Origin of the sequence: Rhodoferax ferrireducens T118, assembly GCF_000013605.1 — a bacterium.
GTDB lineage: Bacteria > Pseudomonadota > Gammaproteobacteria > Burkholderiales > Burkholderiaceae_C > Rhodoferax > Rhodoferax ferrireducens.
In genome coordinates this window covers 3363896-3385832 of record NC_007908.1, presented here as the reverse complement: position 1 = coordinate 3385832, position 21937 = coordinate 3363896, and the positions used below count along the sequence as shown (strand labels likewise).

Below are 21937 nucleotides of genomic sequence, written 5' to 3'. Positions count from 1 at the left end.
CGGGGACTTGACCGCTTCGGCCTGGTTGGAAATGGGCCGCGCAGAGCCGCCCTCACACTGAGGAATTGGGAGAAAATGGCAGCATGGGAGCTCAAAAAATACTGCTTTTTCTCGATTTTGACGGCGTAATGCACGCCGTCGACGACCCACATTTATTCGGCCACGAGGAGCATTTGGCCCGAGTGTTGACCGACTTCCCGACAGTCGAAATCGTGATTTCTTCGGCTTGGCGCAAGACGAACACGCTCGCGAATATGAAGAAATTTTTTCTGACGGACCTACGCGCCAGAGTCGTCGGCGTGACCCCAGTTTTCAGAATCGGGGAGGCAAACACAAGCGTCACCCCGGGCGCGCGCTATCACGAAATACAGCGCTACCTTGCAGCGTCATGCGACCCCGGACGGCCGTGGATCGCGCTCGACGACGACCCGGTATTCTTCCCCCCCGGGTGTGCCGAGCTGGTGTTGTGCGATCCGAAATTCGGGTTCGGGCCTGGGGCTGAGGTGCGGCTTAGGGCTGCGCTGACGGCGTTGATTTGAGTGAAAAATGGAGGCAAAGATGAGCCAAGAATGCAACGAAAAAGCCAGCGAGCAGGCCCCAAAAGTTCACCCCGGCTTGGCAAAAGAGGCGTGGGATGCGGTGTTGGTCCGCAGCGGCATTGACCCAGCAACGATCACAGAGTACAACATGCCAGATGCCGCGGAAGACGAAACCTTGAGCCAAAAATAAAAGCAATTCCGCGTAAAAAAGGAGCTAAAAAATGTTCATGGAGCACGCTCAAGTAGTCCTCAAGCGGCCGCTGCCGAGCCTCGGTTTAAAGCCCGGCGCGGTCGGGATTGTTGTGCACGTGCATACAGCTTTCGAGGGCTATGAAGTTGAATTTCTGCGATGGGACGGGCAAACCATAGGTGTCGAGACTGTTGAAGATCGAGATTTGGAGCGTTTTAAAATGGGCGAGGCGCTGGCGGGTTTGGGCTAGAAAGTTAGAACTTCTAACTCGTTAGAAATCAATCACTTACAAAAAAGCTGCTCACTCGAGGTGGCCGCCAGCACTTGCCCTTCTCCGAGCAATTTCCGCAAATCGCACCTGTGATAACGGAGCTTGTGGCGCCTTGCTATTTTTTTGGTAAGCGCGCGGTGAACCCATCTTGAATTGAACCCTCCCATCTTGCAAGATCGTGTGCACGCAACCCACCGTGTACACCATGCTCAAAGAACCAGACCTTGCGAGATATTCGAGTCGGCCTACCCACCGCACCTACACGCGCCAGTTCAAGGCCGAATTGGTAGTGGCCTGCCAGCAGCCGGGCGCGTCCATTGCGGCAATAGCCCTGCAACACGGCATGAACGCCAACGTGCTGCACCGCTGGCTCAAGGAACATGAGCGTGACGGGCGCCACCGACTTATCGGGCCAGATCCGTTGGGTGTCGCTGTCCCCGCTACACCTGTCCCCGCATTCATCCCTTTAAAGCTACCCACCAGCATGCTTGAGCCCACTGCCTGCGACATCAAGGTAGAACTTCGCAAAGGCGCAGTCTCGATGATCCTCACCTGGCCCGCCAGTGCCGCTGCCGACTTGGTGCACTGGACCCGGGCCATTCTCAAGTAGTCCTTCAAGTGATCCGCATCGATGCCATCTGGCTGGCCACCACCCCCATGGACATGCGAGCTGGCACCGACACCGCCTTGGCCAAGGTTGTGTCGGTGTTTGGTTCTGCCCATCCGCACACGGCCTACCTATTCGCCAACAAGCGAGCAAACCGTTTGAAGGTTCTGGTGCATGACGGCATTGGCATCTGGCTGGCAGCGCGGCGACTGCACCAAGGCAAATTTGTCTGGCCATTGGGCAGTGCAGCGCAACAATTGAGTCTGAACCGCGCCCAACTCGATGCTTTGGTGCTGGGACTGCCCTGGCAGCGCTTGGGTGATGCAGGCATCATCACCATGGTCTGAATCATCCAAATACATAGCAACGAAGTCAATACGGATAAGCACTAATGGTGCTTTTTATTCACCAAAAGCACACTATGTTTCATGGTGATCGCACCCGAACAACTCACCCACATGAGTGCAGACGAACTGCGCGACGTGGTGCAGTCCCTGTTCAAGACACTGACCTTCAAACAAGCCACCATCGACAAGCTCACGCATGAGAATGCTTATCTCAAACGCCTGAAGTTTGCCGCCCAGAGTGAGCGCTTTAGCGCCGAGCAAAGAAGCCTGCTGGAAGAAACCCTTGATGAGGATCTGCAGGCGGTGAGCGACGAGATCGAGCAACTCAAGCCCACGGATGCGCCTGCACCCCGGATGAAGGAACAACCCAAACGCCAGCCATTGCCAGCGAATCTTGCCCGCGTGGAGATCCACCACGAACCCGATTCCACCACCTGCGCTTGCGGCTGCCAAATGAAGCGCATCGGCGAAGATGTCGCCGAGAAGCTGGACTACCAGCCCGGCGTCTTCAGTGTCGAGCGCCATGTGCGCGGCAAATGGGCTTGCGCCAAGTGCCAAACCCTGATCCAGACTCCGGTGGCGGCGCATGTCATTGATAAGGGCATCCCCACCACTGGTCTGCTGGCCCAGGTGCTGGTGGCCAAGTTCGCTGACCATCTGCCGCTTTATCGCCAGGAGGCCATCTTTGGTCGTGCCGGTTTGGCCATTGCTCGCTCCACACTGGGTGCCTGGGTCGGCAGCTGTGGTGTGCAGCTGCAACCCCTGGTCGATGCACTCAAAGCTGAGATCCTCCAGCACAACGTAGTGCATGCCGATGAGACACCCGTGCAGATGCTCAAGCCCGGCACCGGTAAAACACACCGCTCTTACCTGTGGGCCTATGCCGCCGGTGCCTTCGAGGACACCCGGGCGGTGGTCTATGACTTCTGCGAATCACGTGCCGGGGAGAATGCCAAGACCTTTCTGGGTGACTGGCGCGGTAGCCTAGTCTGTGACGACTTCAGTGGTTACAAGCAACTGATGGCCCAGGGTGTGACCGAAGTCGGTTGTCTGGCCCATGCCCGGCGCAAGTTCTTTGACCTGCATGCCAGCAACAAGAGCCAGATTGCGCACAGTGCGCTGGAGCAAATCGCCAGGGTTTACGACATTGAGCGCGAAGTCAAAGAACTGCTTCCCGATGAGCGACGACGAATACGCCAGGAGAAATCAAAACCACTGCTGGATGCCTTGCACCAGTGGATGATCCTGAACCGCCAGAAGATCACGGATGGTTCAGCCACGGCCAAAGCGTTGGATTACAGCCTGCGGCGCTGGTCTGCGCTGACGCGCTTCCTCTCCGACGGTCAACTGCCGGTGGACAACAACCACATCGAAAACCAGATCCGTCCGATTGCCATCGGGAGGAACAACTGGCTGTTTGCGGGTTCACTGCGTGCGGGCAAGCGCGGTGCAGCTGTGATGAGTCTGATCCAGAGTGCCAGGCTCAATGGGCATGATCCGTTTGCCTACCTCAAGGATGTTCTAACCCGGTTGCCTACGCAGCGGGCAAGTCAGATTCATGAACTGTTGCCGCATCGCTGGCAGCCGCAAATTCAATTCACTTGATTCCCAGACACAGCCACTGCGCTGTGGTCAAGATGGGTTCGCTGCGTGCTTACTTTTTTTGGTCAAAATGACCGCTTGCTCGAAAGACTCGATCGTGACGTCAAAAAACAGTCAGCCAGCGTTTGATTCAAATTTGGCACGCTTGGCCCGAATTTGCACTGAGCTGGCCGGCGCTAGGCCCGGCCCCGTCGATGCGGATGAGCGGCATGCCGCGCTCAATGTGCAAATCGCCCTCGCTGAACTTGGCCAGGACGTCAGCCTCGAAGTCGCCGCAGAAGTGTGGCGCCACCGTTCAAACTCGGTGCTTGCTGGTTGGCTCAGCGGCGCGGAGACGATCGCCTCAGCAAAAGAAGCGCTTTTTTCATACGTCCAGCACGCTCCGCTGGGAGGTTTTGTGCCGGAGCCGCCAGGGCCGGCAGGCTACGATTGAGTGCTTAATCGTAGCTCGTAAGCTATTGATTTCATTTATCTTTTATTGATAGCGGAATCAAGCCGCTGATCTGCTGCCTAAATTTAGCCATAAGATAATGAGAGTAATCTTAGGGCTATGCGGCGTGGCGGCATTGGCGGGTCACGCCAACATTAGCACGACAAGCATTTTTCCCACCAGGCTGAACTGCCAAATACCGCGGCGGCAGCTCCGGACCAGCACATGGACTTGATTATTGACTTGAAAGAGCAGCTTGCGCACGATCCTTTTTTTAGATTTTGACGACGTCCTGTGTCTCAATAATCCAGTTGGCGGCTATGACGCGATCGAAGCGCTGGGTCGGCTTGAAAAAGAGCCGGGTCTGAGTTTTGGGGATCTGGAGTTTGTGGAGCTTTGGCGCGGGCTTTTTGATGCGCAGGCAAAGGCATTTCTAACTGCGCTGCACGCAGAGTTCAAGCCGACTTACGTCCTGTCCACCTCTTGGCGAAATTTTATGAATCGGGCCGCCTTGGATGCGGTTTTACGGCGGGGTGGACTTCCGTTTGTGGCTGATAATTTGCATGAAAATTTCGAGACGCCGATCAGCGGCCAAGGTGGCGGAAGCAGTGGCCGGGCGCGCGAAATTCAGGACTGGCTTAATGAAAACCCGGGCTGCGACGAGGGGTGGGTGGTGCTAGACGATGAGCTGTCTGGCGCTACATTCCTCGGTTGGCACGATGACCGCGAGCGATCGTTCATCGTGCTTTGCCGCGAAAATATTGGATTGACTGAGGTTGAATACGCCCTGCTGCGTGATGCTTTTTTGCAAAGAGCCGGCCGTAAGAGTTAAGGTGGTCGCAGTTTGCAACCACCCTGGCGCCCTGCCCGGTGAAGACGGGCTCTTGTATATACGTATATACAAGAGCAATTTGCCGGCCGGCGTTGTAAATACGAATTTACAAACAGGTGCTCCGCCAGGCTGGCAATCCCGCTGGGTATGCGGCGCCAAAGTTTATACGTATAAACTTTCTTGGCGCATGCAAGGCGAGCATGTCGGTCTGTGGGCCGAGGAGCAGGCGATAAGCGAGGCAATCCCGGTGAAGACGGGCTCTTGTAATTGGGAGCCGGGTTGTTTAAACGTTTAAACATTTCATATTGCAAAATGTCCATACGTATGGACAAAGCTGTCCATACGTATGGACAGAATCTGCGCTCCGCCAGCGAGGCAATCCCGGAGGGAACGGCGCTTTGCGAATGCTGGCGTGTAAAAACGTTTATACAAAACGGCGCTTTGCCGGCCGGCAATCCGGGGGTTGGCGCCAAAGTTCATACGTATGAACTTCTTGGCGTGTATATACGTATCTACAACGCGCGGATTTTGTTAAAACGCTTTAACAAGACGGGCGCTTTGGGGGGGTGCCCGGGGCAACCCCCTAGTGAGGTTTGAACCGTCCCCGCCCCCTTGGCAATCCCTAAAAAATAAGCAGCTGCTGGTTTGGTGCGCGGTTGTCGGTTTGGAGCTGCACCTCAGCAAGCGCGAGAACCCAAGCCAGGCCCCTCCGAGTGGTGAGCGGCCGGCCATCCCGGTGAAGTCGGTTTGTTTAAACGTTTAAACGTTTCATATTGCAAAAAATGTGCGGTTTGTTAATACGTATTAACAAAGCCCAGGCCGGCTGGCGATCCCGCGGAACGGCGCTGTTGTTAATACGTATTAACAGAACCGGCTGGGCGCTGGCATGCACCCAGGTCCCAGCTGGGTTGCCATCCTGCCAAAAGCATCTATACTGGACAAATAAACAGTATTGAGGGCAGCATGAGACAAGAGGAATTGTGGGAATGGCGCATCAAGTGGCTGGGTCAGTGGACTAGCACGATACACGGTGTGACCGAAGCGGAAATCCGCAAGATTCATCCCGAGGCGATCCGCGTTTTGGGATCGCGCTGTGTGCGCCAGATTGCAGAGACTCCTGATGATTTGAGACTTCTCATGGGCACTGCCACAAATCCCAGGCTGTTGGGTGTGCTGAAAAATTGTGAGGTCTGCGAGCACTTTGGCGGCTGGCATCCGATTCACGTCGGTGAAAAGATCAGCTACCGAACGCACAGTGGGTGCCTGCGACAAGGCGCGCCCAAAACCGTTGCGCAGCCTGAGCGGGGCTGTGCGTATTGGGCACGGAAAGAGGAGCCCGTTCAGCGTGTGGGTGCAATCGCCTGACCAGTTGAACCCTGGCCACGACAGAGGTACAGTGAACTGGCTGCACTCACTGCCAGAGTTTGAACGACAAAGATGCAAGGACGTAAGACATGACCACCTTACAACAGGAATTTGTAAACATCGATCGGCATTACGATCCCCCAGGACTTCGCCTGACGCTGGAACTCGATGCTGCAACAGAACAGGACATCGAGCGCGGCATCAATGCTGCCAAAAGAGTCTTTGCGCTGGCGCAAATCAGTTCCTATGCCGCGGCAAGCGCGGCCGATTATCAGGATTTGGAGGACCCCGAGCTGGTGCTGACGTCCGAACAGCATGAATGGGCCGGCATTTGGTGGGAGGCACAGGAGGCAGCCGTAGCGGCGGCATGCAGTGACCTGCCGGCAGGAGAGAAAACGTTTCTCTTTAGCCAGACCTGGGATGACGCGCCAGAACCCATTTCCGGCAATTGCATTCGCGGCACAACCTGGCTGGATAAAGAAACAGAGACTCAGGAATGATCGGCCATGTGCTACTCCGCTCAAATCTGGGCTGAACACAGGAAGTACGTCAGGGCGTTCGGCGTCGAGATTGACATCAAGGAATATGTCAAACTTTTCTGGCACCGAAATGAGAACGACCGCATCAAGATTCCCAAGGCGATGGAGGAGTCGTTTATCGCCCCGCAAAGTGAAGACGAAGCCAGCATCAAGCGCTTGACTGACGCGTACAAGGTTCAGCAAGCCGACAAACTGGCGCAGGAGTTGTTCAAGCAACGCAAGCGACTGGCTGATGCCCAGCGCAGCCTGACGGTCAAGACCACAAAGGCGGCTACCGAGGCCAAGCGAATCGCCAGCAACAGAATCGAATGGATCTTGGCAAAACTGGCCGACTCCAGGCGCACAGAGCTGAAGGACAGCGATTCAAGAATTTATCCGGGCTACTTCGCGCCGGTGCTGATTGTGGAAAACGGCAAACGCCTTGTCCGCCCCATGCGTTACCAGTGCCGCCCTGCTGGAAAGCCAGCGGCCTACGATACGAGGTATCCGGGCACCTATAACGCAAGAAGGGACAGCCTGGAGGGCTTCTGGAAGAACCAGTTCGGCTACACACACGGTCTCATGGTCGTCAATGCGTTCTATGAGCATGTCTCCAAACCAGTGAAGGACGGAAGTGGCGCGCGAACAGAGAGTGTGATCCTGGAGTTCAAGCCACGACCGGTACAGGACATGTTGGTCGCCTGCCTGTGGTCGCACTGGACAGGAGACGCAGGAGATGACCTTTACTCCTTCGCTGCCGTCACGGATGAACCACCCGAAGAAGTTGCAGCCGCTGGTCACGACCGCTGCATTATTCCCATCAAGCCTGAAAACATCGACGCCTGGTTGAATCCAGACCCCACCAATCTCGCGGCACTCTACGCCATCCTGGATGACAGGGAGCGTCCTTACTACGAGCACCGGCTGGCCGCGTAGCGAATCGCCGGAGCACTGGTCTTCAGGAGCCAGTCAACTCTCTCCGAGGCCGGCCGTCAAAATTGAGTGTCGGCAATGGAGAAAAACGTCTAGCGTCAATGTAGCGTCAAGAGCCAGCTGTCACCTAAAAGGGGTCGCCGGATACTTGACATTGGAGCATTCAAAAAAATGGGCTACCGTACAGCAGCCAGTCGTGACCGCGAACAACGTGCCCATTGGAGTCAATCGGAAGTCATTCCGACTGGCCTCATAGCGGTCATTGACAGGACCACGCGTTCACTGACGCTCACCTGCGCACACCGGGCAGTTCAACCGGCTTTTCACATTCCTGGCAAATGCGCTCTGCCTTCTGCTGGGCGAGGTCAATGAGGCGATGGGCTTCTCGATTGTTGTCTCGATTGAAATGGCCACGAATATAAAAGCGGAGGTATCCAGATTTCTCTTTGACTTGGCTGGCTACCACCGGTGGCATCGCGCCAGCTTTTACTTGACTGGTGATCTCCGCGCACAGGCCATCGATGATGTCGAACCAACCATCCCCACAACCGAAACCCCAACACATGCCAGTCTCTGCCCTGTCGCCGTGCCGGTCACGGAATATGTCGGGGTAATGCTGGCAAAGAAGGTCATCAAGTTCTCGTCGCATCGTTCGCTCCCTCCATCCAGCCGCGCACGCAAGCCACGATGCGCTGGTTTTGAAGGGCGAAAAATTCACTCTGGTCGATGTCGTCACCTGTAATGTCGTTCAACGTTTGATTGGGAAATCGAACTAACAAGTCGGCCTCGCGTTTGAGTTGGTTGAATGCGGTGTCGGCCGTTCGGTTTCTTGCTTCCCCTTCAAACGCAAAAGGCGTCACAGCAGCCGCCACAGTCAGCACGCCAGCTTCACGCGCCCACTTGGCCATGATGGGCGTGACACTGCTGCCAGTTCCTCCGCCCAACCCAGCCACCAAAAAGACCACCTCTGTGTCGCCCAGCACGGCCTTTAAGGCATCACGCTTTCGCAAGGCGGCGGCACGCCCGCGATTTGCTCGCCCTGCCGCGCCTAACGTGGCGAGCGATACGGTCTTAATGGGTGCGCACCCGGGCATGGCTGCGTTGTCGGCATCAATGTAGTTCAGAACCGCGAGGTCGAGGTCGACGCCAATGAACTCAGGCACCCATTGCGAACTTGCCGGAATTGCGCCTGACTGCGAGGCAGCTTGGACAAAATTGCAGCCAGTGCCACCGATGCCAATGACCTTGCAAGACTTGGCCGACGATGCAGTGGGGGGCAGACTCAGGCCAACAGTTCCGGCCCCGAGTCCTTTCAAGAAATACCTGCGATCCATACCCGTTCTCCTTTGGTTGGGGAATCAACGGGTTTGATTGTTCCTGGTTATGCGACAGAGCGTGTCGCATAACAGTATGCCGATCTTATTCGACTGCGGCACTTTCTTGAACAGCAGGGTTGAGAACGCTTTCGTCCGGATATATAACGAGACCCGCCAAGTCATCCGGGAGTGCCGTTCTAACATCAACCCCGCTTAATAGTGCGATTGCAGGTTTAATCACTCGATCATGCAAATCTTGACTGGTTTTCAGCTCAAGCAAGCGGAGACTGAAAGTCCATTGATATTTTTTCCAGTCAGCGCCTGATCCTTCCCAAAGAATAAGACGATTGTCTTTAAGGCGGGGTTGATGCTCCTGATCCACCGGATAAGCCATGTGCACGCCTTCATCGCCAAAGCCTATTTCGATATCCCAGAAACAAACGTGGAGCAACGGCTCTTCATTTCCATCAAACGACATCCCATCACCCGTCAGGCTAATCTGGTAGCCAAGATACATTTCGGCCCTTTTTTTCCGAAACGCCTTGTCCATCAACGGCAATGAATAAGCGACATCTGTAAAGATCCAGTCCCATTCATCTTCTCGAGAACTTTTCATAAATTGGCCAGCAACTTTACATGGCAATTCGTCCTTCAGATTATCAATTTCTTGGGTTAGCCGCGCATTGAGCGTTTCGCATAAAGCTTCAATTTCTTTGCCGTAGGCTGATACCGCACGGAAGCATTGCACTACTTGTCTTCCTTCTTCAGTCATCACATTACTCCTTGAAAAAAAGTTTGAAATCAATCTCTGATTTAGGTAGTTCATTTGCTGCAACTGCGAAGCCCGTGAACCGGTGGGTTAGTCCTTTAAAGGACCAGAGATGCAAGATTTCTGCGACAGGTAGCTCTTTTTGGGCCTTATCGAAGCCATTGAACCGTCTGATGCCTATTTTTTCAAGAAAATGGCTCGTTAATGCAGCCCAACGGGCAAGGCCATCCGGACGTCCCTGACACTTGGACAGGGCATTGCGTATCTGAGCCCAACTGACAAGAATTAATCTTTCGTCATTGCCAATCTTCCACACATTACCGGAATCCCTGGCCTCTAAGCCCGCACTAATTTCGGGAGCGATGAAAACATGCCAGCAATTTTGTCTAACATCCTCATCCAAATAGTTCAGCCACTGCAGGCGGAGCTGATTTTTACCACTTAATGGCGCATGCCACTTAACTTCGATCAGGATATCAAAGCGTTTGTTTTCAGCGGAAAAAAACGTTAGGTGTGCATCCGGTTCGACCTCATGCCGCGGCCAAAGTTTGAACTTGTAACGAACAGGCGCTTGCACTGGTAACGCCGCTGATCGACCTTGCAGCCGAAATACTTCACTCCAAAATTGAAAGACTGAGGCCGCCTCGATGAATTCGAGGGGCCCGAATACCGTCGACGTGATTTCGTCTTCTTCGCATACCCGCTTCTCATGCCCATCACGGTAGCCTAAGTAGCGTCGGTAATAGGCTGTTTTGTTCTTCTCAAGAGCATGCAGCATTGAGTTCCCTTGTTGATTCTACGCGTGACATATATGACTGATCAGGTCGCTCCCTAGCCGCCGCTCCGACCATGTTACTGCTGATCAGTTTTTGAGCAGTCTATTTGTATTTCACCGAGGGCCAGTATCACCTGCCATCCGACGTCACCATCGACCACCCCCTCGGCGCCAGAATAAATTCTGTCCTGACAACTGTTCACCATTGCAACCAGCGACCCTCATCCTGCCAATGACGCTGATGCCGCCGGTTGCGAGAATGTTGTCATAACTCAGCGGTGAATTTTGAATGGGTTCCCAGTCAAGCCACTCAGACGGATAAACATGGCCTGCATCTGGAAACCCACCCAGCCGAACTCCTGCAATCTGGCCGAAGCATCCTTGAATAGTTAACGGTGTCCCGGTCTGGTGAATTGCTGCAGCAAGACTTAGCGCGTCTCTCAATTCAGAGAATCCAAGGTTCTCTGGGCTCCACAGTCCGACCATGGCCTCTATCGGATCGGGGAACATGCCACCCATCGGAATCCACTCGACCCTGGGCTTGGTCCACCATTCACCAGGGCCACCGAGGCCCTCACGCCGACTATCCCTCTTGTACCGATTTCGTCTACCTCCTTGGGGATAGTTGCTGTCGATCGTTTGGAGCAGATCCGCTTTGGGGATGATCCGCAGCAGCGGGTCCCAGTGGTTGGGATGCCCAAACATGGCGCTGGCCCAACATTGCAGCAGGCCATCACCCATACTTTCCCCCAGCAGCTTGCCTGCGCTTTCAAGGTTGACTTGGGCGATTGGCTGCATCGGCTCATCGTCTGCCAATGGCCACGGCCACGCCGCGCTGGTGAACGGAAAGCCGGGGCCCAGTTGATCGGCCAGCCGATGAGCTGGGTTGGATTTGTCCAACGGCAAGAACCGGGGCAGACAGTAGGGGCGTGACATTCCGGCGTAGGCTTCAACGAAGTTTCTCAGTACAGCCGTGGGCTGCACGCGGGCGAAGGCATCAAGACGGCGTAATGCATCACCGTTCATTGGGTAAACCCCATTGGCCGTGGATTGCCAGTCAGGCCCTGACGGCTGTGCACCTCCTCCTGGACCAGCGCCGCGAGGTCGCCGTTCAGCAGTTCGGGCGTAAATCGCAACAGGCGGGAAACCACCTTGGCCACAGAACGCTCAATCGGCAATGCGGCATCCGGGTGCTGAAAGCGTGACAGATAGCGCATTGTTTGTGGCTCAGCGGGCGGTTCATGCTGGGCAATGCCCGCAGGCTGGTGGCGGGGACTTTGGCGTTTTGTGGGCATGAGGCATCTCCTTGGAAGTGCTCATGGTCGCTCAAAGTTGCGACAACATCTGTCGCTAGTAGCGTCAATGGTCAATGATTCCCTGATTCCGCCCGTTGCCTCATCCGGGCGACTTCTTCTGACATTCGGCTGCCCATTCGTCAAGCATATCGCTCCCGACCAGAACGTCATCACCGTACTCTTTTTTAAACTTTTCAGTTAAATTTTCTACACAACTTTCGATGAAGTCTGCGTGCGCTGGAATCGATTGGATTCGATTCGTTGGGGTGGGAGTAACGGGAATAGCGCTGGAGCTTTTGGCGTCGTCCATTACTTCAAAGGTCAATAAAAAATGACCGTCAGGGCTCTGCTGTATTTTGTAAGACACGGGAGCTTTTTTTGTGGTGTTCAGCGTAATGGTCGCTCGGCATGACAGCTCACCCGATTTTGCATCGCGGCTTTGCTCTGTGACATCACTTACTAGAATCGCACTCAAGTTTATTGATCTTGCAAACTGAGACTGATCAAATGCTTTCTGAAGCGTGTCCTTGGCGACAGCGCTATTGCATTGCAGTTTTGAACTATTTGAATTGCCAACAGGGCTGACAGGGCTGACAGGGCTAGTGTGGCCAGCAAGGCTGCCAAATGCATTCAAAAGGCTGATGGTGCCGATGATTAGCAGGGGTATTGCCCAAAACAGGCGGCGTGACTTCTTTACTTTGGGGCTGCTGGTATTCAATATTTCCGCCTTTTTGGCAGCAAATTCTTCTGCGCTAAGCACTCCCTTTTCTTTGAGTTGGCTCAGCTTTTCCAGTTCGTCGGCTTGACTCATGTTGTTCCACCTTGAGAAAGTTGTTATTGAAGTTGTCGAAAAAATCAAGGGGAGGTTTCATTGGCATGAGGCATCTCCTTGAAGGTGCTCATGGTCGTCCACTATTGCGACAGTATTCGTCGCTAAAAACATTGGCAAAACCGATGCCCGGCACTGCGGCCAAAGGCGATTCAGCGCGGTACGCGCAATCCCGGTTCGGGAATAGCCCCCGATGGATGGCCATATTGCGCCGCACCGTCGCGCAGGCGGGACGCTACTTCACGCTGAAGCGCCAGCGGTTTTTCGACCTTCACGAATGGGCCGAAACTCAGCAGCCACCAGATCAGGCGCTCCGTGTGGGGCACGGTGGCCGTAAAGCGCAAGCGCCCGTCGGACAGCTCTTGAACCGCCTGGTCCGTTGAAAGTGGAGATTCCAGCAGATGCGCTCCGGATTGAGGCCCGAAAACCGCTACGAGTCGGATGGGCTTCGCGTTGCCACTCTGGGTGCCGAAACCGAATGCACCCTGCGCAATGAAACTCTTCAGCGTGAAACCGGGTGGTGTGGTGGATGGAGCGTCAAGAAGCGTGGCCGACTTGATACGATGCAGCGGCAGCAGCCGGGGGTCGTCGTACTGTAAGAAAGTGGCGACGAGGTACTGAACCACACCATGCTGGACCAGGCCAAGCGGGTGAACCGTCGAAGATTTGGCCTGCTTGCCGCCCGGACTGGTGTACTGAATATCCAGTTGCCGTTCAGACAGCAGACCTTGTGTCACGGCGTCATGCACGGCACGCTTGACCGGTGGCGGAAGCAGCGGCTGCGACGCCGGCACTATGGCAACCTTGTCGAGCCAGCGTTGCACAGCAGTGCCGCCATAGTGCTGGTTGAGCTTGTTGCTTGCCTCTTCAAAATAGGGGCGTAGCTCTAGGACCGTCGACTCCGGCAGCAAATCAATGAGATAAATCTGCAGCAGCCGCAAACTGAGCGCCTGACTGGCATCCATGCCCGGGACTGTAATCCGTTTGTTCTCCTTGGCCCAGTACCAGCCGTACGGTTTGTTGCGGTTGTCGCACTCCAGACCGAAGGGAATGGTCAGGGATTCCAGATCCCGTTGAACTGTTCGAGCGCTGACATCGTACCCATGGTTTTCCAACCGTTCCTGTAGCGTCGACGTGGAGATTTTTCCTCTCGTCGGTATCAGTTGAAGGGTTTGGAGAAGACGTTGGAAGTTGCGATCCATGGGCGCATGATAGCAACTGAGTGCGACAGCATCTGACGCATCAGTGGGCACAATCACCAAATGAACTGCATTCTCTTTTTAGATTTCGATGGTGTCACACACCCCGACCCCTGCCGCAAAGGAGCATTTTTTTGTCAGTTACCGTTGATCGAGGATGTACTGCGTGAAAACAAGCATGTGGATGTCGTGATCAGCTCAAGTTGGCGGTATGACCATCGGCTCCCAGAATTGCAGGCATATTTCTCATCTGACATAAGGACTCTGGTCATTGACGTAACACCATCGGTTGCTCGCACTGATGATGAAGGCTGGATACCACCCCATTTATTGCAGCATCATCGCGAATGGGAGTGCAGAAAGTGGATCCGGCAACACTGCCCATTGGATACGCCCTGGCTGGCCATCGATGACGTTTCTGAATGGTTTCTACCCGGCTGCGCCGATTTGCTGATTACGCGCTCTGAGTGTGGTTTCCAGCCGGAGCAGGCTTCAAAGTTGCGCGAGATGCTTAAAGTAAGGCTAAAGAGTTAGTCCTTGACGCTGGTGCACCATGTCGGGAAGTGACGACTGACAGGATTGGATAACTCAAGACTAATTTTGGAGTTCTCCATTGTGGACGCTGATCAATCTCGGCTATATGGTCGGAAGAGCCATCCGCAGTCATGACTTGTATGACCGGATACCCTGCTCACACGACTTACATTTTTCCCCATTGCTGACGTTCAATTTTGACGGTCGGCTTCGGAGAAAGTTGATTGGCTCCGGAAGACATATACCTGACGGTCAGATTTTTCGGGTGTCGGTCTGCTGGGTGCCCTTACCGGTCAGCCGTCGCTGGAGGAAGCTGTCATTCAACTTGGTGCACGGAAATCAGCAAGCGGACCTTCATACTTGACGGTCATTTTTGCCGACTGGTTGGCACTTGTGCAGCTTGAATTCAACCTGTCGATGCAACAAGTTGACTGAATCGTTCAGCGGGCGTGTCGTAGTTTAGAGTCTTCCTTGGTCGCTCGTTGAGTTTTCTCGCCACCGCATGTAGCTGTGCCTGTGAGTAGCTGGAGATATCGATCCCTTCGGGGAAATACTGCCTCTGCAGTCGGTTCGGATTTTCATTGCTCCCGCGCTGCCAGGGACTATGAGGATCACAGAAGTAACCTGTGTATAAATGGCAATAGGTGGATGGTCATGCTGTATCCGCGATACTAGGGAAAAACCAGCGAGGAAGTTATGGCTTTGAAATTGCTGCATTCAGCCGACTGGCAGATTGGGAGGATCTACGCGCAGTTCGAGCCCGACGACGCGGCGGCGTTGTTCGAGGCCCGCTTTCTCTCCGTCGAGCGATTGGCCACATTGGCAACCGAGCATAAGGTCGATGCCGTCCTCGTCGCTGGCGACGTTTTCGACGCACAAACGGTGTCGGACAAGTCGATCCGCCGCCTCTTCAATGCCATGATGGGCTACCCCGGTGCTTGGGTGATGCTGCCCGGTAACCATGACGCTGCACTCGCAGAGTCAGTTTGGACCAGAGCGCATAGGCTGGGTGTTGTTCCCCCCAACGCCGTCATCTGCCTCGAACCCAGCGTCCGTATCGTGGGCGAGCGCTTCGCAGTGCTACCCGCACCCCTGACGCAGCGCCACACCTACGGCGACTTGACGGAATGGTTTTCCTTTGCTTCCACGCCCGAGGGTCTGCACCGCATTGGACTGGCTCACGGCTGCGTGCAGGGCGTGCTTTCGGACGACGTGGACTCGGCCAACCCGATCGCCGCCAACCGTGCGGCCACCGCCGGGCTGGACTATCTGGCGTTGGGTGACTGGCATGGCAGCAAGCGCATCGATGAACGCACCTGGTACGCCGGCACGCCCGAGACCGACCGTTTCAGGGCCAACGACTCGGGCCAGGCGCTCCTGGTTGATATTGCTGCACCGGGCGCAGTACCCGACGTACAGACATTGCAGATCGGGCGATATCGCTGGCAACAGATGGAACCCCGGTTGGCTGTCCCGAGCGACTTGGACGAAACTCTGCAGACTCTCGCAGAAACGCGCTCTGACGACGTGCTGCAGATTCGCGTGTACGGGGTCTGCGATCTGAACGGCCAACGGCGTCTTCAGCAAGCCGTAGAAGCCGCCCGTGCGCGCTTGCGGGCGCTGGTCTACGAGTCGCACGCGCTGCGGCTGGAACCCACTGAAGAGGACTTTGCGTCGCTGCGTGCTGACGGCTATGTCGGTGAAGTGCTGCAACAGCTGCGTACCGAGCAAGACGGGCCGCAGGCGGACAGGGCTCGCGATGCGCTGGTGGTCCTGGCACGCATGCTGGATGAACTGGGCAGTCGCCCAGCAGCTACTGGCACGGAGGCCCGAGCATGAAGCTGAGACGCTTGCGCATCGAGCACTTCAAGCGCTTTCGCGACCCTTTGGTTATCAACGGATTCACCGACGGGCTGAACCTCTTTGCCGCGCCGAATGAGTCCGGCAAATCCACCGTGGCCGAGGCTATCCGAGCGGCCTTTTTTGAACGGCACCGCTCCGGCAGTGTGGAACACCTGCGCCCATGGGGCGACTCTTCAGCCACACCCACGGTCGAAGTGGAGTTCGACATGGGTGCGAAGCGGTACCACCTCACCAAGGTGTTCCTGGGCAAGAAGCGCTGTGACCTGGCCATCGAAGGGCAGCCTTCGCTGGACGGTGTCGCTGCCGAAGACCATTTGGCCCAGTTGCTCGGTTTCAAGTTCCCAGGCAAGGGCGCCAGCGCGCCCGAGCACATGGGCATTCCCGGCCTGCTTTGGATTCGACAAGGCACCGCGCACGAACTGGCCGAAGTCGTGACCTACGCGGCAGATCACCTGCGACAGGTGCTGGGGGAGTCGCTGGGTGACCTGACCTCCTCCAGTGGAGACCTCGTGTTACGGGCCGTGGAAGCCGAGCGCAACGAACTGCTGACGCCCTCCGCTGGCAACCCCAAAGGGGAATACGCCGCCGCCTTGCAGCGCAAGGCCGAGCTGACAGACGCGCTGGCTGCGCTCGACCGCGACATCGCGGCCTACCAGGGCAGCGTTGACCGACTCGCCACCCTCCGCCTTGAGCACCAGCGCGACGAGCAGGAACGCCCCTGGGTGGGCATCCGCGAGCAGCACCGGCTGGCGCAGGCCAGGCTGGAGGCGGCGCAGGGGCTCGAAGCGCGACAACAGGCAGAGCAGGCCACCCTGCAGCAGTGGCGCGCGCAGACGGCCTCACACCGTTCGGAGCTGGAGGCCTTTGCCCGCGACGATGCGGCCGTGACAACGCGCCAGCAAGCGCTGGAAAAGCGAGCTGCTGCGGAAGCCGCCGCACTGACCGAGGTGCAATCCTGGGACCGACGACACAGCGGAGCCCTGGCCGCCGACGCGCAGGCCCGCCAGATGCTGGAGCGGGTGCGTGCAGCCGCGACGCGTGCCGAGACTGCCCGCGCCGCAGGCGAACTGGAAACCACGCTCGCTGCCATGACTGACGCGCTCACCCGTGCGCGCGACGAACGCACCCGCTTGGCCCGCCTGCAAGCCGAGGCTGAAGCCATGGCAATCCCCCCTGCGGACTTGAAGACGCTCAAGCAGCTTTCGGAGACGCTGCGCGACGTGGGTGTGCGGCTGGACGCCTCAGCCACCACGCTGGATTTCGAACTGCTCGAAGGCCAATCGCTGCGTCTGGTCGACGAAGAAGTGAAGGGCCATGCACGCCGCACGGTGGTGAGCCGCACGGAAATTCAGATCGACGGCGTCGGTTGCATCGCCGTGCAGCCAGGCGGCGCCGACATCCCGGCGCTCACGGCGCAGCGCGACGACATCTCTGCCGAGCTGACCACCTTGCTGCAGAGGCTGGCCGTTTGCAACCTGGCCGAAGCCGAAGAGCGCGCACGCCAGGCCGCGCAGCGGCAGCATGACGCCAAAGCCAGCCAGAAGGTGTTGGAAGCCTTGGCCCCCAAGGGCGTGGACGCACTGGAAGCCGAGCTGGCGTCCCGCACCGTGCGCGGGGAAGAGCTGCGCGCAGCCCTCGCCGCCTTGCCGCAGCCGGCGGAGGGTGACGACGGGCTGCCGGACCTTGCCACAGCGCGGGGGCAAGCCGAACACACCGCTGCTGCTCTGCAAGCCGCAGCCACCTCGCTCAACCAGGCCCGGGTGGGCATCGGCAAAGCCCAGAGCGACCACGCCACCGCGAGCCAGGAGCTGGCCGCCGCCCAAGCCACGACAAACGATGCCCAACGCGCACAGCGTATCGTCGCCGCGCGGCAGTCGTTGAGCGATGCACTGGCCCAAGAGGCGACGGCCCTGCAGCGCGTGGAGGCCACAGCCGCCGAGCTCAAGAGTGTGAATCTGGCCCTGCTGCGCCAGGACGTTGATCGTTTCGCGCGCAGCGCACAGCAATTGGAAGAAGGCCATGAACGCCGTCGGCAAGACATCATGCGGGTGGAAGTGGATCTCGAAACCAAGGGTGCGCTGGGCCTGGAAGAACAGGGCGCCGAGCGCCTGCGCGAGCTGGAAGCCGCCACCCGCCGCGCCGACGAACTGACCCGCCGCGCTGCCGCACTGGATCACCTGCTGGGCCTGTTGCGCGAGAAGCGCTCAGCGCTGGCCCGCCGCCTACGCGCGCCGCTGCAAAAGCACCTGGACCATTACCTAGGCATCCTGTTCCCTGGCGCGCGCATCGAAGTGGCGGACGACCTCTCACCCGGCGCCATCACCCGCATCGGCCCGCGCGGGCAGGAGAGCGGCGAGTTTGAGGAACTGAGCGTGGGCACACGCGAGCAGATGGGCATCGTGGCGCGGCTCGCGTATGCCGACCTGCTACAGGAAGCCGGCCGGCCCACACTGCTGATCCTGGACGACGCGCTGGTAAACACCGACGACGACCGGCTGGGGCAGATGAAGCGGGTGCTGTACGACGCGGCGCAGCGGCATCAGGTGCTGATCTTCACTTGCCATCCGGCGGCTTGGAGGGATCTGGGGGTCCCACAAAGAGCTATCCTGAATTAACGGGTACGGCGTCTGTCAGTGGTACTTAATTCGCCTATTGTTGAAGGCTGGCTTCGTCCCCTCAAGGACATCTATCACACCCCTGTTGATCACTGGGTTTTCGATAGCGCCCGCCGTGTAGGAAATCCTGGATCCATCCTTTCTATCGAAAGTGGCCCAAACGATCTGTTCGGCATCGCAAACGACTGCTAGGTTCGGATTGTGCGTCACCATGATGATCTGCCTACGCTTCTTTGCTTGAGTCAGAACAGGCACTAAGAGGCTGACGACGGTCCCGTTGTCAAGGTTTTCTTCTGGCTGGTCAAGGAGGATTGGATTTCTGCCCTTGTCGACCAAGAGGTAGAAAATCAACAGCAGTGCACCTCGTTGCCCGGGGGAAAGCTGCTCGATTTGAGCGTCTTGGAAAAGTAGTGAGTAACGAGGCTCAAGGTAGTTCAGTCCAAAGAGTAAGTCATACACCTCACTGGCGACCTTGTCCTTTCGCAGCGTAGATGCGATTCCGATAGAGGACTTCCCACTGTTGGCCGCTGCTGCTGCCACTTTTCCGTGAAGCTGGGTCAGAAATGCAAGAACATCATCTCTCTTGTTGAAGTCGAACTGCTCGGCCAACTTGCGCACGGTGCCATAGCTTTCGTCGTCACCTCGAAATTCGCCAGAGTTTTGCTTGATGAGCGAAAACAATGATCCGCAAAGCGGATCGACGGAACCGCCGAGTGCCGCGCGAAACTGAAGCTTGTACTCCTCTCGAATGAGACAGTCACTCTGAATCAATTCCTGCACTGGCTTGAAGAGCAGTTCTCGAGCTTGCCGCTGCGCGTTCAGACTGTCGAATATCTCTCCCGAAAGGCTGAGTCGCTTTGCACAAAGTGCTTCAAGTGCGGAAGGCAACGCATCCAACTGTCCAATCCGAGCCTTCAACCCTTGGAGCGAGTCGGGAGCGTCTGGCGATCCGGTCAGTTCTCCAAGCTTTGCATCCCAGTCGGAGGCGCTCTTCAGGCTCTGCTGGTATTGAAGCTGAGGCGCGTTCAGCTTGGCCTGGAGTGGTGCTTGCTGCTTCAGCAATCCCTCTCGCTGCGTGACGTTGTCTGCCACGCTCTGCTTCAGCTTGGCTTGATCGTCGGCGACTTGCGTAGCGGCGTCGTCCAGAGGTTTTGGCGTAACCGCAAAGCTGATCAGATCAGCAACCTTCAATCCGAGAACAATCAAGTCCTTAGCAGCCTCATCGACGAACTGCTTGTGAGCACGTTCCAGCAAGCGCAAGTGCTCGCGGATGTTCTGCACAGACCTCACCTTGGCCGCAAACGTAGTTCCTTCACCGGCGGCCTTCACATCCGCCTCGTCAATAGCCTTCAGCTTGGCATTGACCGCATCCAAGTCCGCGGCTGCGGCTTGTTGTTCCGGTGTCAACTGCTCCGAAGGCTCTGTCACTTCAACGGGCTTGACCTTCTGATGCTCCTCGATCTGGCGTTCCTTCAGCGTCAGCAGTTCTTGGAGGGTCTTCCTCACGTCGGGCTGGAGCTGATCCTCGGAACTCGAGATTGTCTGGTTTAGAGCATGCAAGTCCTTGCGGCATTCGTTGAGCCGCGATCGAAAGACTCCCTCTTGCTGCTCGATGAGTTGATTGAAGTCCAGTGCGCCGAGGCGGATGTCCTCACCTGCGTGAGAGAAGATCACGGAGCGTAGTTCGTTCTCGAATGCATCCGACTTGCCCGAGACGTGTTCGTTGCAGAGATCCTCGAAGTGCCCTTGCGGGATGTAGCGGACCAGCTCAACCCGATCATCCGGTGGGTCGTCGTTCAGACCGCGCGTCTCCGAACTGCCATCGCGCCACGTTAAGGTTCCCGCGAAGTGTTTGGCCGGATCGCCCGACTTGCCGCGAAATCGATCCCTCTTCAGGAAGGAGAAGTGCGCTTTCTGCCGCGAATTTCCCAACAAAGCGATCACGTCGGCAAGCGCACTCTTGCCACTGCCCTTGTTGCCGATGATGGCCACCAAGTCAGCACTCAACGGCAGCTTGACACCGTCCAACCATGTCCCGGCTTGCGTTGCAGCAGCGTTCTTCTTGATCTCAACGGAATCAATGAAGAAGGTTTTGTTGGTCGCGATCTCGACTTGCTTTGGTGGACTTGTACCGATGTAGGAGCGCTTGGCAGGCTCCATGATTGCCTGTTTGAGTCCCTGGAATGTCGGGTCTGCCTTTATCCAAGTGATCTTGCCTGAAGGGAAGTCGCCATAGCCTCGTTTGTCACTGTCACCCATCGTGCCATTGAATCGGTGAGCATCACTTCCAGAGACTGCCAACCTTGGAATGCCTCCGAGCGCACCCTGGAAGTTCGATATCCACTTCTTGTTCCCTTCTGTCACCTCTCCCGCAAAGGCCGCTCGCGTGTCCAAATCGCGTGTTTCAAAAATTGGAGAGGACTGAAACAAGCCGAGACAAAATGCATAGTGCGCGTGCCACTTGATTTCTTCAAGCCCGTCACTCGTATTGAAGGGCATAAATCCAATGGCGAGACCGTTGGGGACCTCTGTGATCGCGGTTTTGTAGCTGTCACAGTTGATCTCGGCGAATGTCGAGCCTGCGCGTAGCGCTGCGTCATTGTCAGCGTCAACGGCCTCCTTCTTGAACCCGTGGTGCTTCAGTTTGTCTTCACCAACCTTGCGCGCCAAGGCAACCAAGGCGTAGCTGGAAAGTGGAAGATCAACAAGTTCGATGCGAAGCTTCGCTTGGAAGTCTCGAAGCAGTTGGTCTTCTATTTCGTCTGAAAACAGGACATGCGCGTTAAGCCTGCCCTCCATTGGGGCCATCAACCGAAGCTCGATCCCTGGGAAGACCTTCTTTTTTAGTTTCGGCGCATCGGGCTCCTTTAGGCGCCGTTGCAAAGCGAACCATCCATCGAAGGTCCAGTAGTCCATTAGTGCGAACACTGCTGGTTCGGCGACGTTCATCGCCTGGATCATCTGGTCCACAAGTGCTTTGCTTGCAGCAGAAAACGGGTCTGCGCCGAACCTCTCGCCTAGCCAATGAAACGACGCCGGCGTGTGAATGTGTAGGTCCCACTGTCGCCACTCGGACCCTCGGATGTAATTACCAACGCTCATGAAACG

Annotated in this window: 23 protein-coding genes and 1 pseudogene; 14 read left to right on the top strand and 10 right to left on the bottom strand. The window is 56.7% G+C overall.

All coding sequences use genetic code 11. The annotated features are described in order from the left end of the window. The first annotated feature begins 83 nt into the window (after nt 1–83). The 11 genes from RFER_RS23065 to RFER_RS15435 all read left to right on the top strand — a co-directional run bounded on the left by RFER_RS23065 (nt 84) and on the right by RFER_RS15435 (nt 7637). Nucleotides 84–539, top strand: a complete 456-nt coding sequence (locus tag RFER_RS23065) for an HAD domain-containing protein (RefSeq protein ID WP_049765675.1) — start codon at nt 84–86, stop codon at nt 537–539. Nucleotides 540–546: 7 nt separating this feature from the next. Further along, nucleotides 547–729 (top strand): hypothetical protein, encoded by a 183-nt coding sequence (locus RFER_RS15485; RefSeq protein WP_041790844.1) that lies wholly within the window; start codon nt 547–549, stop codon nt 727–729. A gap of 31 nt (nt 730–760) precedes the next feature. After that, nucleotides 761–979 carry a DUF4926 domain-containing protein gene (locus RFER_RS15480; protein ID WP_041790842.1) on the top strand — a complete coding sequence of 73 codons (219 nt, stop codon included), beginning with the start codon at nt 761–763 and terminating at the stop codon, nt 977–979. 226 nt (nt 980–1205) lie between these two features. Continuing rightward, complete coding sequence (locus tag RFER_RS15475; protein WP_011463478.1) at nt 1206–1610, top strand: transposase; 405 nt, start codon at nt 1206–1208, stop codon at nt 1608–1610. An 8-nt stretch (nt 1611–1618) separates the two neighbouring features. Then, entirely contained in the window at nt 1619–1954 is a 336-nt protein-coding gene (gene tnpB / locus RFER_RS15470) for an IS66 family insertion sequence element accessory protein TnpB (protein WP_011463477.1), read from the top strand. 111 nt (nt 1955–2065) lie between these two features. Beyond that, the gene (gene tnpC / locus RFER_RS15465) at nt 2066–3559 is read left to right on the top strand and encodes an IS66 family transposase (RefSeq protein ID WP_425057064.1); all 1494 of its coding nucleotides are present in this window, start codon (nt 2066–2068) and stop codon (nt 3557–3559) included. 58 nt (nt 3560–3617) lie between these two features. Beyond that, nucleotides 3618–3989, top strand: a complete 372-nt coding sequence (locus tag RFER_RS15460) for a hypothetical protein (RefSeq protein WP_011465334.1) — start codon at nt 3618–3620, stop codon at nt 3987–3989. 253 nt (nt 3990–4242) lie between these two features. Continuing rightward, nucleotides 4243–4818, top strand: a complete 576-nt coding sequence (locus RFER_RS15455; RefSeq protein WP_011465333.1) for an HAD domain-containing protein — start codon at nt 4243–4245, stop codon at nt 4816–4818. A gap of 963 nt (nt 4819–5781) precedes the next feature. Then, nucleotides 5782–6183 carry a hypothetical protein gene (locus RFER_RS15445; RefSeq protein ID WP_011465332.1) on the top strand — a complete coding sequence of 134 codons (402 nt, stop codon included), beginning with the start codon at nt 5782–5784 and terminating at the stop codon, nt 6181–6183. 89 nt (nt 6184–6272) lie between these two features. Continuing rightward, a complete protein-coding gene (locus RFER_RS15440) occupies nt 6273–6683 on the top strand; it encodes a hypothetical protein (RefSeq protein ID WP_011465331.1) in 411 nt (136 codons plus the stop codon). Nucleotides 6684–6689: 6 nt separating this feature from the next. Continuing rightward, nucleotides 6690–7637 (top strand): SOS response-associated peptidase family protein, encoded by a 948-nt coding sequence (locus RFER_RS15435; RefSeq protein ID WP_011465330.1) that lies wholly within the window; start codon nt 6690–6692, stop codon nt 7635–7637. A gap of 286 nt (nt 7638–7923) precedes the next feature. On the opposite strand, the gene RFER_RS15430 is transcribed toward RFER_RS15435, so the two are convergent. The 8 genes from RFER_RS15430 to RFER_RS15395 all read right to left on the bottom strand — a co-directional run bounded on the left by RFER_RS15430 (nt 7924) and on the right by RFER_RS15395 (nt 13820). Further along, nucleotides 7924–8283, bottom strand: coding sequence for a hypothetical protein (locus RFER_RS15430; RefSeq protein ID WP_011465329.1), 360 nt, complete (start codon nt 8281–8283; stop codon nt 7924–7926). Then, nucleotides 8267–8968: a twin-arginine translocation pathway signal protein gene (locus RFER_RS15425; protein WP_011465328.1), complete on the bottom strand. Its 702-nt coding sequence runs from the start codon at nt 8966–8968 to the stop codon at nt 8267–8269. Before RFER_RS15425 ends, RFER_RS15430 begins: the two co-directional genes overlap by 17 nt. Nucleotides 8969–9053: 85 nt before the next feature. Next, on the bottom strand, nt 9054–9722 hold the full coding sequence (locus RFER_RS15420) for a hypothetical protein (RefSeq protein ID WP_011465327.1): 669 nt from the start codon (nt 9720–9722) through the stop codon (nt 9054–9056). A gap of 4 nt (nt 9723–9726) precedes the next feature. Next, nucleotides 9727–10497, bottom strand: coding sequence for a hypothetical protein (locus RFER_RS15415; protein WP_011465326.1), 771 nt, complete (start codon nt 10495–10497; stop codon nt 9727–9729). A gap of 144 nt (nt 10498–10641) precedes the next feature. Beyond that, the gene (locus RFER_RS15410; protein ID WP_011465325.1) at nt 10642–11520 is read right to left on the bottom strand and encodes a hypothetical protein; all 879 of its coding nucleotides are present in this window, start codon (nt 11518–11520) and stop codon (nt 10642–10644) included. Then, nucleotides 11517–11789, bottom strand: a complete 273-nt coding sequence (locus RFER_RS15405) for a hypothetical protein (protein ID WP_011465324.1) — start codon at nt 11787–11789, stop codon at nt 11517–11519. Before RFER_RS15405 ends, RFER_RS15410 begins: the two co-directional genes overlap by 4 nt. A gap of 100 nt (nt 11790–11889) precedes the next feature. Beyond that, nucleotides 11890–12600 carry an SHOCT domain-containing protein gene (locus RFER_RS15400; protein ID WP_011465323.1) on the bottom strand — a complete coding sequence of 237 codons (711 nt, stop codon included), beginning with the start codon at nt 12598–12600 and terminating at the stop codon, nt 11890–11892. A 170-nt stretch (nt 12601–12770) separates the two neighbouring features. Continuing rightward, nucleotides 12771–13820, bottom strand: a complete 1050-nt coding sequence (locus RFER_RS15395) for a helix-turn-helix transcriptional regulator (RefSeq protein WP_011465322.1) — start codon at nt 13818–13820, stop codon at nt 12771–12773. Between the two features lie 60 nt (nt 13821–13880). Between RFER_RS15395 and RFER_RS24165 the strand changes: the two genes are divergently transcribed. Beyond that, nucleotides 13881–14351, top strand: coding sequence for an HAD domain-containing protein (locus RFER_RS24165; RefSeq protein WP_011465321.1), 471 nt, complete (start codon nt 13881–13883; stop codon nt 14349–14351). Between the two features lie 406 nt (nt 14352–14757). On the opposite strand, the pseudogene RFER_RS23555 reads toward RFER_RS24165, so the two are convergent. Continuing rightward, a pseudogene (locus tag RFER_RS23555) lies at nt 14758–14973 on the bottom strand (transposase); the annotation flags it as partial. Nucleotides 14974–15047: 74 nt separating this feature from the next. Here RFER_RS23555 and RFER_RS15390 point away from each other — a divergent pair. Further along, nucleotides 15048–16190, top strand: coding sequence for a metallophosphoesterase family protein (locus tag RFER_RS15390; protein ID WP_011465320.1), 1143 nt, complete (start codon nt 15048–15050; stop codon nt 16188–16190). After that, the gene (locus RFER_RS15385; protein WP_011465319.1) at nt 16187–18829 is read left to right on the top strand and encodes an AAA family ATPase; all 2643 of its coding nucleotides are present in this window, start codon (nt 16187–16189) and stop codon (nt 18827–18829) included. The genes RFER_RS15390 and RFER_RS15385 overlap by 4 nt, the downstream gene beginning before the upstream one ends. 15 nt (nt 18830–18844) lie before the next feature. Here RFER_RS15385 and RFER_RS15380 read toward each other — a convergent pair whose 3' ends face one another. Further along, nucleotides 18845–21931, bottom strand: coding sequence for a TrlF family AAA-like ATPase (locus RFER_RS15380; RefSeq protein WP_011465318.1), 3087 nt, complete (start codon nt 21929–21931; stop codon nt 18845–18847). Nucleotides 21932–21937: the final 6 nt, after the last annotated feature.